This is a genomic window from Pseudomonas sp. MWU12-2029 (assembly GCF_023242425.1).
GTDB classification, from domain to species: Bacteria; Pseudomonadota; Gammaproteobacteria; order Pseudomonadales; family Pseudomonadaceae; genus Aquipseudomonas; species Aquipseudomonas kribbensis.
Genome location: NZ_JALJDY010000004.1, coordinates 50650 through 65432 on the forward strand (window position 1 = coordinate 50650; position 14783 = coordinate 65432).

Annotated in this window: 16 protein-coding genes and 1 pseudogene; 10 read left to right on the plus strand and 7 right to left on the minus strand. The window is 60.8% G+C overall.

Annotation, left to right across the window (positions count from 1 at the left end):
• The first annotated feature begins 84 nt into the window (after nt 1-84).
• The 3 genes from M5B44_RS10690 (at nt 85) to M5B44_RS10700 (ending at nt 3232) form a co-directional block, all read left to right on the plus strand.
• Nucleotides 85-1137 carry a diguanylate cyclase gene (locus M5B44_RS10690; protein ID WP_248739403.1) on the plus strand — a complete coding sequence of 351 codons (1053 nt, stop codon included), beginning with the start codon at nt 85-87 and terminating at the stop codon, nt 1135-1137.
• A 184-nt stretch (nt 1138-1321) separates the two neighbouring features.
• Entirely contained in the window at nt 1322-2641 is a 1320-nt protein-coding gene (locus tag M5B44_RS10695) for a methyl-accepting chemotaxis protein (protein WP_248739143.1), read from the plus strand.
• A 60-nt stretch (nt 2642-2701) separates the two neighbouring features.
• Nucleotides 2702-3232: a DUF1003 domain-containing protein gene (locus tag M5B44_RS10700; RefSeq protein WP_114884959.1), complete on the plus strand. Its 531-nt coding sequence runs from the start codon at nt 2702-2704 to the stop codon at nt 3230-3232.
• Here M5B44_RS10700 and M5B44_RS10705 read toward each other — a convergent pair whose 3' ends face one another.
• Nucleotides 3233-4174 (minus strand): LysR family transcriptional regulator, encoded by a 942-nt coding sequence (locus M5B44_RS10705; protein ID WP_248739144.1) that lies wholly within the window; start codon nt 4172-4174, stop codon nt 3233-3235.
• 15 nt (nt 4175-4189) lie between these two features.
• On the opposite strand from M5B44_RS10705, the gene M5B44_RS10710 reads away from it, so the two are divergent.
• Together M5B44_RS10710 and M5B44_RS10715 are read left to right on the plus strand one after the other, a co-directional pair.
• A complete protein-coding gene (locus M5B44_RS10710) occupies nt 4190-4897 on the plus strand; it encodes a CTP synthase (RefSeq protein ID WP_248739145.1) in 708 nt (235 codons plus the stop codon).
• Complete coding sequence (locus M5B44_RS10715; RefSeq protein WP_085709700.1) at nt 4894-5208, plus strand: antibiotic biosynthesis monooxygenase family protein; 315 nt, start codon at nt 4894-4896, stop codon at nt 5206-5208. Before M5B44_RS10710 ends, M5B44_RS10715 begins: the two co-directional genes overlap by 4 nt.
• Nucleotides 5209-5270: 62 nt before the next feature.
• On the opposite strand, the gene M5B44_RS10720 is transcribed toward M5B44_RS10715, so the two are convergent.
• Nucleotides 5271-5597, minus strand: coding sequence for a DUF2025 family protein (locus tag M5B44_RS10720; RefSeq protein WP_248739146.1), 327 nt, complete (start codon nt 5595-5597; stop codon nt 5271-5273).
• A 215-nt stretch (nt 5598-5812) separates the two neighbouring features.
• Between M5B44_RS10720 and M5B44_RS10725 the strand changes: the two genes are divergently transcribed.
• Nucleotides 5813-6940: a glycerophosphodiester phosphodiesterase gene (locus tag M5B44_RS10725; RefSeq protein WP_248739147.1), complete on the plus strand. Its 1128-nt coding sequence runs from the start codon at nt 5813-5815 to the stop codon at nt 6938-6940.
• On the plus strand, nt 6940-7623 hold the full coding sequence (locus tag M5B44_RS10730; protein ID WP_248739148.1) for a helix-turn-helix domain-containing protein: 684 nt from the start codon (nt 6940-6942) through the stop codon (nt 7621-7623). The genes M5B44_RS10725 and M5B44_RS10730 overlap by 1 nt, the downstream gene beginning before the upstream one ends.
• A 1-nt stretch (nt 7624) precedes the next feature.
• Here M5B44_RS10730 and M5B44_RS10735 read toward each other — a convergent pair whose 3' ends face one another.
• Nucleotides 7625-8503: a sterol desaturase family protein gene (locus M5B44_RS10735; RefSeq protein ID WP_248739149.1), complete on the minus strand. Its 879-nt coding sequence runs from the start codon at nt 8501-8503 to the stop codon at nt 7625-7627.
• Nucleotides 8504-8656: 153 nt separating this feature from the next.
• On the opposite strand from M5B44_RS10735, the gene M5B44_RS10740 reads away from it, so the two are divergent.
• Nucleotides 8657-8962: a PepSY domain-containing protein gene (locus tag M5B44_RS10740; protein ID WP_007951089.1), complete on the plus strand. Its 306-nt coding sequence runs from the start codon at nt 8657-8659 to the stop codon at nt 8960-8962.
• 75 nt (nt 8963-9037) lie between these two features.
• Here M5B44_RS10740 and M5B44_RS10745 read toward each other — a convergent pair whose 3' ends face one another.
• The 4 genes and pseudogenes from M5B44_RS10745 to M5B44_RS29005 form a co-directional block, all read right to left on the minus strand.
• On the minus strand, nt 9038-9400 hold the full coding sequence (locus tag M5B44_RS10745; RefSeq protein WP_248739150.1) for a hypothetical protein: 363 nt from the start codon (nt 9398-9400) through the stop codon (nt 9038-9040).
• 181 nt (nt 9401-9581) lie between these two features.
• The gene (locus tag M5B44_RS10750; protein WP_248739151.1) at nt 9582-10025 is read right to left on the minus strand and encodes a hypothetical protein; all 444 of its coding nucleotides are present in this window, start codon (nt 10023-10025) and stop codon (nt 9582-9584) included.
• A 112-nt stretch (nt 10026-10137) separates the two neighbouring features.
• The gene (locus M5B44_RS29000) at nt 10138-10905 is read right to left on the minus strand and encodes a methyl-accepting chemotaxis protein (RefSeq protein WP_371859721.1); all 768 of its coding nucleotides are present in this window, start codon (nt 10903-10905) and stop codon (nt 10138-10140) included.
• Between the two features lie 165 nt (nt 10906-11070).
• Nucleotides 11071-11844, minus strand: a pseudogene (locus M5B44_RS29005) (hypothetical protein); the annotation flags it as partial.
• Nucleotides 11845-12036: 192 nt separating this feature from the next.
• Between M5B44_RS29005 and M5B44_RS10760 the strand changes: the two are divergent.
• Both M5B44_RS10760 and M5B44_RS10765 read left to right on the plus strand, forming a co-directional pair.
• Nucleotides 12037-13059: a transporter gene (locus tag M5B44_RS10760; protein ID WP_085709746.1), complete on the plus strand. Its 1023-nt coding sequence runs from the start codon at nt 12037-12039 to the stop codon at nt 13057-13059.
• 108 nt (nt 13060-13167) lie between these two features.
• Entirely contained in the window at nt 13168-14781 is a 1614-nt protein-coding gene (locus M5B44_RS10765) for an inorganic phosphate transporter (protein WP_134827847.1), read from the plus strand.
• The last annotated feature ends 2 nt before the right edge of the window (nt 14782-14783 follow it).

The following is a 14783-nucleotide window of genomic DNA, read 5'->3' on the forward strand; positions in this document are numbered from 1 at the left end:
ACAATGTCTGTCATTGACCGATGAACGGTCGCTCTGAAGAATTACACTGCAAAGTGTTTCAGAATGAATCTGGCGAAGAACATCATGGAAAACCAACGCGGCAAAGGCTTGTCATTCGCCAGACGTATCTACTTGCCACGTGCCATTGGATTGGGGATCGGTTTCTTCAGCGTCGGCGCCGCGCTGTATCCATTGAATGTGCCGGCGTGGCTCTGGGCGCTGCTGCTGTTCAACGGTTTTCTCTGGCCCCATGTCGCCTATCAATGGTCGACCCGCTCGGCTTTCCCCTACCACGCCGAGCGCCGCAATCTGCTTTATGACTCGGTGTTCGGCGGTTTCTGGACCGCGTGTTTTCAGTTCAACCCACTGGTCACCGTGACCATTCTGTCGATGATGACCATGAACAACGTCGCCGCCGGCGGCCGACGTCTGTTCCTGCTCGGCGCCCTCGCCCAGTTGATCGGCGTGCTGCTGGGCTGGTCGCTGTTCGGGGTCAAGTTCACCCTGACGGCGACGCAGACCCAGGTCTGGGCGTGCCTGCCGATGCTCACTCTTTATCCGCTGGCGCTGGGGATGGTCTGTTATCGGCTGGCGATCAAACTCGCCGAACACAAACGCACCTTGAGTGCCTTGAGCCGCACCGACAGCCTGACCGGTCTGCTCAACCACGGTGCCTGGAAAGACCTGCTGCACCTCAAGTTCCAGCAGTGCCGCGAACACAACAGCCAAGCCACCCTCGCGCTGATCGACGTCGATCACTTCAAAGTGATCAACGACAGCTACGGGCACATCGTCGGCGATGCGGTGCTCCAGCAACTCAGCCGCGAACTCAAGTCCTTGCTGACTGAAAGCGAGCTGGCCGGCCGTTACGGCGGCGACGAATTCTGCGTGATCCTGCCCAACCTGCCACTGAGCAGAGCCGAAGCGCTGATGGAGCAACTGCGCCAGTCCCTGCACCAATACCGTCATCCCGATGTGCCGGAGTTGCGGGTCAGCCTGAGTATCGGACTGGCACGTTTTCACCCGACCTACCCGGATGCGCTGCACTGGCTGGATGATGCCGACAAGGCGCTGTACACCGCCAAACACACGGGCCGCAACACAATCAGCGTCGCGCTGAGCCGCTCCAGTGCCTGACAAGATTTGTACGACAAAGTGACACTGCACTTTCTTGTACAAGTTTAATAAGTTTGTATAAGATCAGGTCGCCAGCCTGGATGCTGGCACTTTAGTGGTCATTGCCCAATGTCGTCAGCTCGTTCGGCCGGCCAGCGCAGGAACAGGGACAACACCTCAGCCCTATTTCCGGAGCGCACCCCGCATGTTTTTCAATCGCCATCAGTCCGTCATCGCTGACCTGCAACACACCATCACCGAGCAATCCGGTTTGCTCGAAGCCATCGACCGCTCCATGGCGGTGATCGAGTTCGATCTCGACGCCGTGGTCCTGCGCGCCAACGACAACTTCCTGAAGACCACGGGCTACAAGGCCGAACAGGTGATCGGTCAGTCGCACCGCCAGTTCTGCCCACCGGAATTTGCCCGCAGCAGCCAGTACACCGAACTGTGGTCGCGACTGAAAAACGGTCAGTTCCAGTCCGGCACCTTCGAGCGCGTCGACAGCCAGGGCCGGCCGATCTGGCTCGAAGCCAGTTACAACCCCATCAAGGATGCGTCGGGCCGCGTGGTGAAAGTGGTCAAGTACGCCATGGACGTCACCGCCAAGGTGCAGCAGGAAAGCGAAGCCAACGCCAAATTGCAGGCCATCGACCGGGCCATGGCGGTGATCGAGTTCGATCTCGACGGCAACATTCTTACAGCCAATCAGAATTTTCTGGCGCGCATGGGCTACACCCAGGCCGAACTCAAGGGCAAACATCACCGTTTGTTCTGCCCCGCGCACCTGGTCAACAGCAGCGCTTACCAGGACTTCTGGCGCCGGCTCAATCAGGGCGAGTTTTTCCACGGGCAGTTCGAGCGCATCGATAAACACGGGCGAACCGTCTGGCTGGAAGCCAATTACAACCCGGTGTACGACGCCGCCGGGCGCTTGTGCAAAGTGGTGAAATTCGCCTCGGACGTCACCGCCCGGGTCGAGCAGCACGAGCAGGATGCCCGCAGCGCCAGCGCCGCTTATCACATCTCGGTCGCCACCCGAAAAGTCGCCGAGCAAGGCACGCAAGTCATTCAGCAAGCGGCCAGCGAAATGCGCGAAATCGCCGATGACATCGCCGAGTCGTCGACCCTGATTGCCCAGCTCGGCGAGCGCTCCGAGCAGATCACCGCCATCGTCAATACCATCCGTGCGATTGCCGACCAGACCAACCTGCTGGCGCTCAACGCGGCAATCGAGGCGGCGCGGGCTGGTGAGCAAGGACGTGGTTTTGCGGTGGTGGCCGATGAAGTGCGGCAACTGGCGGCCCGCACCAGCGGCTCGACAGCGGAGATTTCCAACATGATCGGCCTGATCCAGAGCGAAACCCGTCAGGCGATCAAGAGCATGGACGGCACCCGTGGACGCGCCGCGCAAGGCGTCGAGCTGGCGGATCAGGCGGGGACGGTGATTCTGCAGATTCGCGACGGTGCCAGCGAAGCCGTGGACGCCGTGAGCATGTTCGCCAACGAGCGAGCGCCGGGATAGGCCGACACGGGCGACGCAGGGCTATAGTGACTCAACGTCCCAAGCCCTGCCGAGTCCGTCATGACCACCGAAAAAAACGAATCCCCCGCTGCGCCTGTCGATCACCTGCGTTTCCACCGCCCCCACGCCCACCTCAACACGACCTTCGGCAACGATAAGTTCGCCCTGCGCGCCGAGGCGTTTGCGCGATTCTTCGGTACGCCGACCTTCCTCGGCGCCCAGACCCTGATCGTGGTGCTGTGGGTGTGCCTGAACATGTCCGGCATCACGACCTTCGACGTCTATCCGTTCATCCTGTTGAACCTGGCGTTCAGCCTGCAATCGGCCTATGCCGCACCGCTGATTCTGCTGGCCCAGACCCGTCAGGCCGCGCGGGACAAGGCGCAATCCGACGCCGACGCCCAGCACCGGGAAGCCCTGGCCGTCGCCAATAGCGAACGTCAGGTGCAGGCCGCGAAGAACACCGCGCAGTTGCTGGAGCTGCTGGAGCAGAACACCCGGCTCACCGAAATGACCAAGAACCTCACCGAACGTATCGAAGGCCTGACCCGCGAGTTGCACGATCACATGCGCCAGAACCCGCAGGCCTGATCACGGCAAACGCAGCGCCCGCCCGAGTTCATCGAACAGCGTGACCACCGAGCGCAACGCGCGGCAGTCCGGGCGGGTCAGCAGCCACAGTGCGGTGTCGTGACCGTGCAGCGGTTCGCTCAAGGCTTGCAGACCTTCGGTGATAAGAAAGTCCGGCAACGCCGCGACGCCGAGCCCGGCACGCACCAGCTCCGTCACCGACAACATGCTGTTGCAGCGATAGCCCGGCATCACGCCGGGCAAGTGCTGGCGGCGCCAGACCACGGTCGGGTGATCGGGCAGGAAATCGTCCGGAGCGATCCAGGTCATGGCGGCCAGATCGGATGCATCGATGTTTTGCAGATAACGCTCACTGGCACAGACCCGGTAGGAAATCTTCGCCAGCTCCCGTCCGACCAGATGCTCCGGCGGTGTACGCGTAAGGCGCAAGGCGATGTCGGCATCGCGGCGGCTGAGGTTGGCGAAATCGTTGGAGGTGCTCAGTTCGATGGTCAGCGCCGGGTAGTTCGGCATGAACTGCGCCAGCGCTGGCAGTAGCAGACCTTGCAGCACCGAGTCGGTACAGGTCAGGCGCACCGTGCCGCTGACCACTGCGCCACCCTGCTCCACACCGATGCGCGCCGCTTCCAGTGCCTGCTCGGCGCGTTCGGCCTGCTCGGCCAGGGTTTGCGCAAGACTGGTGGGCAGGTAACCGGCGCGGCTTTTTTCGAACAGTTGCTGACCGAGTGCGGCTTCCAGTCGGCGCACGGCGCGAAACACCGTCGACACATCGACCTTCAGCAGCTGCGAGGCCCGGGCCAGCGAGCCGCCGCGCACCAGGGCGAGAATCAGCGCCAGATCCGGGAAGTCGAGTCGATAGTGCGTCGCTGCATTAATCACTTGGGGAAACGCCCATATTGAGTGCGTGAACGCCAATCTATAGTGAGCGTCATCCCTCAACAAGCACAGCGAGCACTCATGGAATCCAGAGCCCTGCGCATCGCCCTGATCGGTGACTACGATCCACAAGTCACCGCCCATCAAGCTATCCCCGTCGCCCTCGGCCTGGCGGCGGAACACATTCGCCGACCCGTCGATTTCGAATGGTTCGCAACAGACAGGATTCACCTCGACACACCGCTCGACGGCTTCGACGGTTTCTGGTGCGTCCCGGCCAGCCCTTACAAGAGTGAAGCTGGCGCGCTACAGGCCATTCGTTTTGCCCGCGAACAGCAGCGACCGTTCCTCGGCACCTGTGGCGGTTTTCAACATGCCGTGCTGGAGTTTTCCCGCAACGTATTGGGCTGGGCCGATGCCGAGCACGGCGAAACCTCACCCGATTCCAGCCGCGCGGTGCTCTCGCCACTGACCTGCTCACTGGTGGAAGCGGTAGACAGCATTCATCTGGTGCACGGTTCGTTGATCGCCAAGGCGTACGAAACATCCGAGATTCGTGAAGGCTATCGCTGCCGTTTTGGAGTGAACCCGCAGTTCGAGCGGGAATTGCTGACCCATGACCTGCACGCCGTGGGCCACGATTCGGCAGGCGATCTGCGCGCCATCGAACTGAAAAACCATGTGTTCTTTGTCGCGACATTGTTCCAGCCGGAACGTGCCGCCCTCAAAGGGCAATTGCCACCATTGGTGCGCGCGTTTGTCGAAGCCTGCTCGGAGCAACCTCGATGAAACCGGACACTGAATGTTTCGCGGTGATCTTCACCTCGACCCGCACCGAAGGCGACAACGGCTACGCCGAAGCGTCCGAGCGCATGATGCAACTGGTGGCCGGGCAACCGGGGTTTCTCGGCATCGATTCGATCCGGGGCGCGGACGGGGTGGGGATTACGATTTCGTATTGGGAGAGCGAGGCGGCGATTCTGGCCTGGCGCGAGCATCCGGAGCACCGGGTGATTCAGGCGCGTGGGCGGGCCGAGTGGTATTCGGCGTTTCATACGCGGGTGTGTCGGGTTGAGCGGGAGTATCGGTTCGGAAAGTGAGGGCTGATCGGCCGCCATCACCAGCAGACCGGCGATGGCGGCAAATGAATCACCGAAAAACCTCAGCCCTTCACCAGACTGCGCACCGCCTCAATCTCCGGCACTTCACACTTGCTCATGTAAACCCGCAACGGCTCGGTGATGTTGATCCGGTCGTCGATGTGCTGATCGAGCAGCAACTGGATCAACTCGCGCTTCAACGTCATGGTCTGTTCCGTCGCGGGGGCCCAGACGAATTCGCTGGCGGGAATGATGCCGTCATCGGCCACGTCCATGCCGAACGAATCTTCGCTGAAACGCACGATGTACTGACCGGTCTTACGGTTGAGGCCGACAAAGCCCTTGAGGTCGTCGGCCGCCTGGCAGATAAGTTGGGATGTGATGCGCATGGTAAACCTCACAAGAGTGATCGAAGGTTTACACGCAGGGCATTGGGGCACACCCTCTGCCGGGGTGGTTGCCGTGGCCAAGCGTACTGCAAACAAACGCACAAAAGTGCGGAAATTTTCGCTTTCAGTACGTTTATGTCGGTCTTGCGATAGCACGTTTTCGTTTGAGTTGCTAAAAGGGACATCTTCGAAAATACCTGCGAAAGGACCTCGACATGCCCGCCACGTTTACCAAAAGCGCTCTGCTGCTGAGCCTAATGCTCGGCCTCGGCCAGGCCCATGCCGCCGCCCAGCCAAGCCCTGTTGCACTCGCTGCCTCCGAGGGCATTCCGCACCCGGCGGTGATCGCCCACCGTGGCGCGTCCTTCGACGCACCGGAATCCACCGCAGCCTCCTACAAACTGGCCCGGGACCTCGGCGCCGACTATCTGGAAATGGACCTGCAGCGCAGCAAGGACGGCGTGCTGTTCGCCCTGCACGACAACAACCTGCAACGCACCACCGACGTTGCCACCAAGTTCCCGGATCGCAAGGACAGCCCGGCCAACGCCTTCACCATGGCCGAACTGAAAACCCTCGACGCCGGCAGCTGGTACAACAAGGCCTACCCGGATCGCGCACGCCCGTCCTACGTCGGCCTGCAGATTCTGACCCTGGACGAAATCATCGACATCGCCCAGGCCAACCCGCAGCACAAGCCGGGCCTGTACATCGAGACCAAGGAACCGCAACTGTTCCCCGGCATCGAGCATGACCTGAAGGAAAAACTCCAGGCCCGCGGCCTGCTGATTCCGGCCGGCGCCAAACCGGTGAAAAACGTCGCCAGCGTCGGCGAAAGCAACGGCAAGGTGATCCTGCAGACCTTCGAGAAAAACAGCCTCGAACTGCTGCAAAAGGAAATGCCGCAGGTGCCGAAGATCCTGTTGCTGTGGGTCGGCGAAGGCAGCATCGAACCGAAATCCAAGGTGACCTTTGCCGAGTCCGGCGAGAAGGACAAGAACGTTTTCTACGGCAAGCAAGAGCCGAAATCCGAAGCCGAATTCAAGCAATGGATCGACTACGCCAAGGCCCAGGGCGCCATCGGCACCGGTCCTTCGGCCAAACTGACCCACGGCGGCGATCAGAGCTATTCGGACCTCGTGCAGCCATGGATGAACAAATACACCCACGACAAGGGCCTGCTGGTGCACGTCTACACCGTCGATGAGCCGGTGGACTACGAGAAAGTCATGGCTGCCGGCGTCGACGGCATCTTCACCAACCGCGCCAGCGAACTGCTGAAGTTCTACAAACGCCCGGCCGCCGCCAGTGTGGATCAGGTGTTGAAGAACAACGGCTTCTGATGCAACCGGACACCCCGTGGACAGGCCGCCTCTGGCTGGGGCACGACCATGGCCTGATCCACGGGATGTCGGGGCGCACTGCGCCCCACTCCCACTATGCGCATCAACTGATTCTTGCGCCTGACCGGCCAGTGACTGTGCTGCTCGAGGGCGAAACCGTCACCGCTTCCCGCCTGCTGATTACGTCCCAGACTCGCCATGCGATTGTCGAGGCGCCGGATCCCGTGTTCACCGTGTATGCCGAACCCTTGCGGTTCGACGCCCAAGTGTTGCGCGATGCGCTGTTCGACAGTGAGCTGTCGTTGTGGGCACTGGATCACGCCATTGGCCAATGTCCACGTCGCCCGTTGAATGACCCGCGAATCGAACGCGCGCTCGCCACTGTCGATGCCTCGCTGTCGAGCAAAGTCGCCGCCAGTGCCGTGGCCGATGCTGCGCACGTGTCCATGAGTCAGTTGCAGCGGTTGTTCGTCAGTCAGGTCGGTTTGCCGGTGCGACGGCTGGTGCTGTGGCGCCGACTACGGCTGGCGATGGCGGCGATTCTGGCCGGCAGCCCGGTGACCGACGCCGCCCACGCCGCCGGGTTTGCCGACTCCGCGCACTTCTCCCGCAGCCTGAAAAAACTCTTCGGCGTCACCGCCCGCCAGGCGTTGCAGCACATCGAATTGCGTCTGCTGGACTGACTCAACGTCGCAAGCCATCCGGCACTTTCGGTTCCTTGCCCAGCGTTGCCGGCTCGAACGGATCGAGCAATTGCGCCACGTAGTCACGCGGAAAATCCGGACGACTGCCGATGCCCAGGTCGCCCTCGCCGATCCGGTAATGCTCCGTATAAAAACCGGTGCCCAGCAACCAGTCCCACAACGTGAAGAACAGCCCGAAATTGACGTCACCGGCGCGCCCGTACTTCATGTGATGGAACCGGTGCAGCGGCGCCCAGGCGAAGATCCAGCGCAGCGGGCCGACGCGCATGTCCACATTCGAATGCTGCAGCAACAACTGGATAGCAATGGCGAACGCCAGCAACACCGCTACCTCGGACGGAATGCCCAGCACCAGCAATGGCAGCAGCCCCGCCGTCGCTTCCAGCAATTGATGCAGTGGATGCTTCATCAAACCGTTGAACCCGTAGAGCCGCTCGACGCTGTGATGAATCGCGTGCAGTCGCCACATCCACGGCACCCGGTGACTGGCGTAATGCATCAGGCTCACGCCCGCATCAGCAATGAAAATCGCCAGGCCGACTTGCAGCCACAACGGCCAGTTCGACGGCCAAGCACCGTCAATCGCCAGCAGCGTCACCAGCCCCGGCAATGCCAACAGGCCGATGGCGTTCAGCGCTTCATTGACCAGCGCGTGGAGCATGTCGCGGCGACGATCACCGGCCGGGCGATTCCAGTCCACTTCATACGGCAGCACCCATTCGGCGGCGAACGACACCGCCAATGCCAAACCAAACAACGGCATCAACCACAGCAGTGAATGCCCCGCCAACCCTATTCCGCCTCCAATAAATCCAAGCCAAAACAACGGCGCGTACAACCACGAAAAAATGCGTTTCATGTCCACCTCCCTTGATCGAAGGCCGAGCATGAAAGTTGCCCGCGAACGGCGATTGAACAAACGACGCAAACACCTGCGGCGCTTTTTAAGGGTGAATTAAGTTGCGGTGACTAACCTGAACTCACTTGAACGAATCACCCAAAGGAATAACCGATGAAAACCCTGACTGCCCTGTTTACCGCTGCTGCCCTGACCCTCACCGCTGGCCTGGCCCAGGCTGACGTTCGCGTTGACCAGATCCCGCAACTGGTCAAGGAAGGCAAGATCAAGTCGCTGGAGTCGATGAACGAACAAGCGCTGAAACTGCACCCGGGCGCGACCATTACCGATACCGATCTGGATAACCACTTCAACGGTTATGAATACGAAGTTGAACTGCGTACTGCTGACGGCAAGGAGTTTGATGTGGACTTCGATGCAACGACCGGCAAGGTGCTGACCAACAAGCAAGACACTTGATAGAACGAAAAAACTGCACGATTGTGAAATCGTGCAGTTTTTTAGGGGTTAGAACGAGGTTGATCTCCACGTCTTTCATTCGACATTTGACTGGCTGAATGAAGATCGGCTGTCGAATACTTCAATTTTGCTGCGCACGACTGCTGACTTCGAAGTGGTTTGATCAATATGAGTTATTTCGTAGAACAGATCCTGTGTGCCCTGCACTTTTTTCAAGGCCTCAGCTTCAGCGGGGATGTGCAGAGGAAAAAAGTCACCTTGGCGGTACTTATGCTCGGCGACCACAATATCTCCAAATTTCACTTGGGCGAGCTCTCCTTCAACAAAATGCTCTCGGGCAGGAAGAACAAATTTCAGCGGTGTCGACTGGTTAACGTCGGCATAAAATGTACTTACAGCCCCTCCAACAACGCTCATACCTTCTAATTCTTCGCGCATATCAGTTCTCCTTTAAAGAAAAAGACACATGCCCAACTCTCCAAGGCATGTATTTAACTATCCAGCGCGAAGCAAAAGCCGTCTACTGTCAGAACTTACAGGTAGCCCACAGACAGAGCGCTGCAAGACGAAGCATCCGATCAACGGCCACGTAGGCTCTTGGTGCCCGGGCAACAGACCGTCAGGCCGATGTACTGACCAACGCCCCCGACGTACTCGAATCAGATTTCTGCAACGCCGCCAACAACGCCGCCGTCGCCGTCTGCAACGAAGCCGACGTCGTCGCGATCTGCGATTGCGCAGCCGCAACGTCCGCCGCCTTCGCATCCTGACTTTCCTGCTTCGCCTGAGCCGCTTGCAGCGCCTGTTGCTGTTCCTGCAATTGCTTTTGCAGTTCGGCGATCTGCTTGCGCAGTTCTTTCACGGTATCCGATTCATCATTGCTGGAGCTGCTGTCACCCGACGGCGCCGCACCACCGCCCGCCGCAACTTTGCTGGTGTCAGCCTTCACACCGGTACTGGCCGCTGCTGTGGTCGATGTATCGTCGCCCGTGTCGGCAATCGATGTTTTGCTGGTAGGTGTGGTGACGGTCTGATTGATCGAAACAGACGTGATGCTGACCATGGGAAATCTCCAATGACGGTTATGAATAACCGGCCATCGGCGATGCACACATGAAATTGAGATCGACTGTGTACCGACTCGGTAACCGGGCCGGTACAGAGTCGCTGGCGGGTCAGACGCTCAGGCGAGCGGTGACGTCGTTGAGTTGCCCGGACAGGCCGTGCAGGTTCTGGCTGGCGCTTTCGGTGCGCTGCACGTTGTCGAGGTTGGTGCTGGCGATCGAAGTGATCTCGGTCAGGTTGCGCGAGATGTCTTCGGCCACCGAGGTCTGCTCTTCAGCCGCCGTGGCGATCTGGCGGTTCATGTCGCGGATCGCTTCCACCGCATGGGTGATGCGCTCGAGCATGGCGCCGGCCTGAGTCACTTGCTCGACGCTTTCATCGCTGCGGGTCTGGCCGCTGTCGATGGCGTGGGCCGCATCCACCGCGCCGGTCTGCACGCTCTGGATGATCTGGTTGATCTCGATGATCGACTCCGCCGTACGCTGCGCCAAGTTACGTACTTCGTCGGCCACCACCGCAAAACCACGCCCGGCTTCACCGGCACGGGCCGCTTCGATGGCCGCGTTGAGCGCCAGCAGGTTGGTCTGCTCGGCGATGCCGCGAATCACTTCCAGCACCTTGCCGATGCGCCCACTGTCGGCTTCCAGACGACGGATCACCGTGGCGGTGTTGGCGATTTCGCCGCGCATCTGGGTGATGCTGTGAATGGTGCTCTGCATGACTTTCTCGCCCTGTTGGGCGGACTGGTCGGCATCGTCGGCAGCACGCGCCGCATCGGCCGCATGACGGGCGACTTCCTGGGCGGTGGCGGACATTTCGTTCATTGCCGTGGCCACCTGATCGGTGCGGTTGAACTGCTCGTTGGTGCCGCCGGCCATCACGGTGGCGATGGCGTTCAACTCGCCGCTGGCGCTGTCCAGATCCTTGGCGCTGCGCTGCAGGTGATTGAAGGTTTCGGCGAGGAAATCGCGCAGGGTGTTGGCCGCGGCGGCCAGATTGCCCAGTTCGTCCTGACGGTCGCTGGCCACACGCTCGACCAGACGGCCCTTGCTCAACTGGGTGACGTAGTCGATGAGTTTGCGGATCGGCTCGACCAGATTGCGGTTGACCAGCCACAGGCTCAGCAGACCGATCAACAGACCGGACGCGAGCATCACCAGAATCCCCAGCATCACTGTGCGATCGGCGCTGGCGCTGATCAGTGCCGACTGCTCGGTGCCCTGCTTGCGCAGCTCGGCCACCAGCTCGCTCATCTGGTCACTGGCGGCGCGGTCAACGCCTTTGACCGCCACGTCGCCCGCCGTCGGATCGGCACCGGCGGCTACGTAGGCATCGCGACCTTTCTGGTACGCGCTGCCGAGCAGGCGATGTTCTTCACGCAGACGTTCGATGCGGGTTTTCAGCGAAGGCTCGAGGCCTTTCTGGTTGGCCAGTTCACCGAGGATGTTCTGCACATCGCGCTGACGGTCTTCGAACTGGCCCCAGTACTTGGCCAGATCTGCCGGTTGCTTGCCGCGCAGCAGGACGTTTTTCCACTCCTGCACCTGCACCTTGAATTGCAGGTTGGCTTCGTCGATCAGTTGCGAGGTGTGCAAGGGACCGGCGATCAACTGGCTGTAGCTTTGCACGCCGTTGGACAGGAAATGAAAGCAGGCCAGCGCGATCAACAGCATCGCCAGCAGGCTGCCGCTCAGCAGGGCGAGAATTTGCGCTCTCAGGGATTTTTGCAGCATCGCAGGTACTCGGGACAGGGATGAGGCACGCCCGACTAGGCGTGAATTGTGGCCGGACATCCGTGTCGGCGGACCTTGGCTCATGGCCGAAGGCGCGCAACCTAACTCATGCGTGATCGGCGTGCCAGAGCACTTCTTGAGAAAATTCCGACCGCCGGTAAGGCATTGATTTTGACGTCATTTCACCGTCACCAAAACGTCACACTGCATTGCAATGATGCGGCTCAGGTGAATCTGCAAATCCCGCAACAGACGCCTTTCTTGCAGCGAGACTTCATGAACCACAGCCTGGATATCAGCCATCGCGATCCTGATCTGTTTGGCCTGCTTTACGGCTTCCGTTTTCGCCCGGGCGAGCGCGGGCGCGAAGTGGATTCGGCGACTGCCCTGCGCTGCCTGCAGGACGACAGCGACAGCGACGAATTCCTCTGGCTGCACCTGAACCTCGCACATGCCGCGTGCGAGCGCTGGATGAAAAGTCATCTGCAATTGCCCCAGGAATTTTTCGAGGCGCTGCACGAGGGTTCGCGCTCGACCCGCATCGAGCATGTCGATTCGGCGTTGCTGGCGGTGGTCAACGACGTGGTGTTCAACCTCAGCAGCATGGTGTCGTCGGACGTGTCGACGCTGTGGGTCTGCGTGCGCAGCAAACTGATCGTCAGTGCGCGTCTGCAACCGCTGCATTCGGTGGACAAACTGCGTTCGTCGGTGAAGGCCGGCGAGTGCTTTCGCTCGCCGTCGGAATTGCTCGTGCACCTGCTGCGCGACCAGGGCGAAGTGCTGACCCAGATCGTGCGCAAGACCAGCATGAGCGTCGATCAGGTCGAGGACGAACTGCTGTCCTCGCGGCTGTCGACCAACCGCGCCGAACTCGGCGCCAACCGCCGGGTGCTGGTGCGTCTGCAACGGCTGCTGGCGCTGGAGCCGGGCTCGCTGCTTCGTCTGCTCAACCGGCCGCCGTCCTGGTTGCAGAAGGAAGACGTCAAGGAGCTGCGCAAATCCACCGAGGAGTTCGCGCTGATCATCAATGACCTTACGGCCCTCGGCGAGCGGATCAAGCTGTTGCAGGAAGAGATCGCCGCCAACCTCAACGAACAGAGCAACCGCACGCTGTTCACCCTGACCGTGGTGACGGTGCTGGCGCTACCGATCAACATCATTGCCGGTTTCTTCGGCATGAACGTCGGTGGCGTGCCGCTGGCTACCGATCCGGAAGGGTTCTGGATTCTGGTGGCACTGGTGGCCACGTTCACCGTGATCGCCGGGCGCTGGGCGTTTCGCAAGCGCGGGGATTATTAGGACCGGCGGCGCGGCTAATCCACCGAACACTGATCTGCCGCAGTCTCTCTGTAATATTTAGCAACGATCATGGGCGACACTCCTTCCCTCGCTCAGGATTGTCCTCCCATGGCTACTCCCTCCCTGACCGCCAGCCCGGCCCCCGCTTCCAGCGGCAGGCCGGCGCTCGACAAAAAAACCGGCCCCTTCACTTACGTGGTGTTCTTCGCCGTGCTGGCCATGGGGATGCTGTTCACCGCCTACAGCCTGATGCACGACATGCACGAACTCGGCACGGTGGTCACCACCTGGACGCCGTTCCTGCTGCTCGGTGTGGCACTGCTGATTGCGCTGGGCTTCGAGTTCGTCAACGGCTTCCATGACACCGCCAACGCCGTGGCCACGGTGATCTACACCCACTCGCTGCCGCCGAATGTGGCCGTGGTGTGGTCGGGTTTCTTTAATTTCCTCGGTGTGTTGCTTTCGAGCGGTGCAGTGGCATTCGGCATCATCGCGCTGTTGCCGGTTGAGCTGATTCTGCAGGTCGGCTCGTCCGCCGGTTTCGCGATGATCTTCGCCCTGCTGATCGCCGCGATCCTGTGGAACCTCGGCACCTGGTGGCTGGGCCTGCCGGCCTCGTCGTCGCACACGCTGATCGGTTCGATCATCGGTGTTGGCGTGGCCAATGCTCTGATGCACGGCCGTGACGGCACCAGTGGTGTGGACTGGGCCCAGGCGACCAAGATCGGTTACGCACTGCTGCTGTCGCCGCTGGTGGGTTTCGGTTGCGCCGCGTTGTTGCTGCTGGCGTTGCGTGCGTTCGTGAAGAACCGTTCGCTGTACAAGGCTCCGGAAGGCAACACCCCGCCGCCGTGGTGGATTCGCGGTCTGCTGATCGCCACCTGCACCGGCGTGTCCTTCGCCCACGGTTCCAACGACGGCCAGAAAGGCATGGGCCTGATCATGCTGATTCTGGTCGGCACCCTGCCGATGGCCTACGCGCTGAACCGCACCATGCCTGCCGATCAGACGTTGCAGTTCGCGGCGGTGGCCGAAGTCACCCAGCAGGCGCTGGTGAAAAGCGCCCCGCTGCCGGCCCCGGCCGATCCGCGTCCGGTGCTCTCGGATTACGTGCGCAGCAAGGAAGCCACGCCGCAACTGATCCCGGCCCTCGCTGCGCTGACCGGGCATATCGGTGAAGAAGTGAAAGGCTACGGCTCGCTGTCGAAAGTTCCGGCCGAGGCCATGGGCAACGTGCGTAACGACATGTACCTGGCCAGCGAAACCATCCGCCTGATGGACAAGAACAAGGTCGGCACCTTCGACGCCGACACCACCGGCAAGCTGCAATTGTTCAAGCAACAGATCGACAACGCCACACGGTTCATTCCGCTGTGGGTGAAGATCGCCGTGGCGATTGCGTTGGGGCTGGGCACCATGGTCGGCTGGAAGCGGATCGTGGTCACGGTCGGCGAGAAAATCGGCAAGACCCACCTGACTTACGCCCAGGGCGCTTCAGCGGAAACCGTGGCGATGCTGACCATCGGTGCCGCCGATATGTTCGGCCTGCCGGTGTCGACCACTCATGTGTTGTCTTCGGGCGTGGCCGGGACCATGGTCGCCAACGGTGGCGGCCTGCAGATGAAGACCATCCGCAATCTGCTGATGGCGTGGGTGCTGACCTTGCCGGCAGCGATTCTGCTGTCGGGCAGCCTGTATTGGCTGTTTACCCAGATTTTCTGATC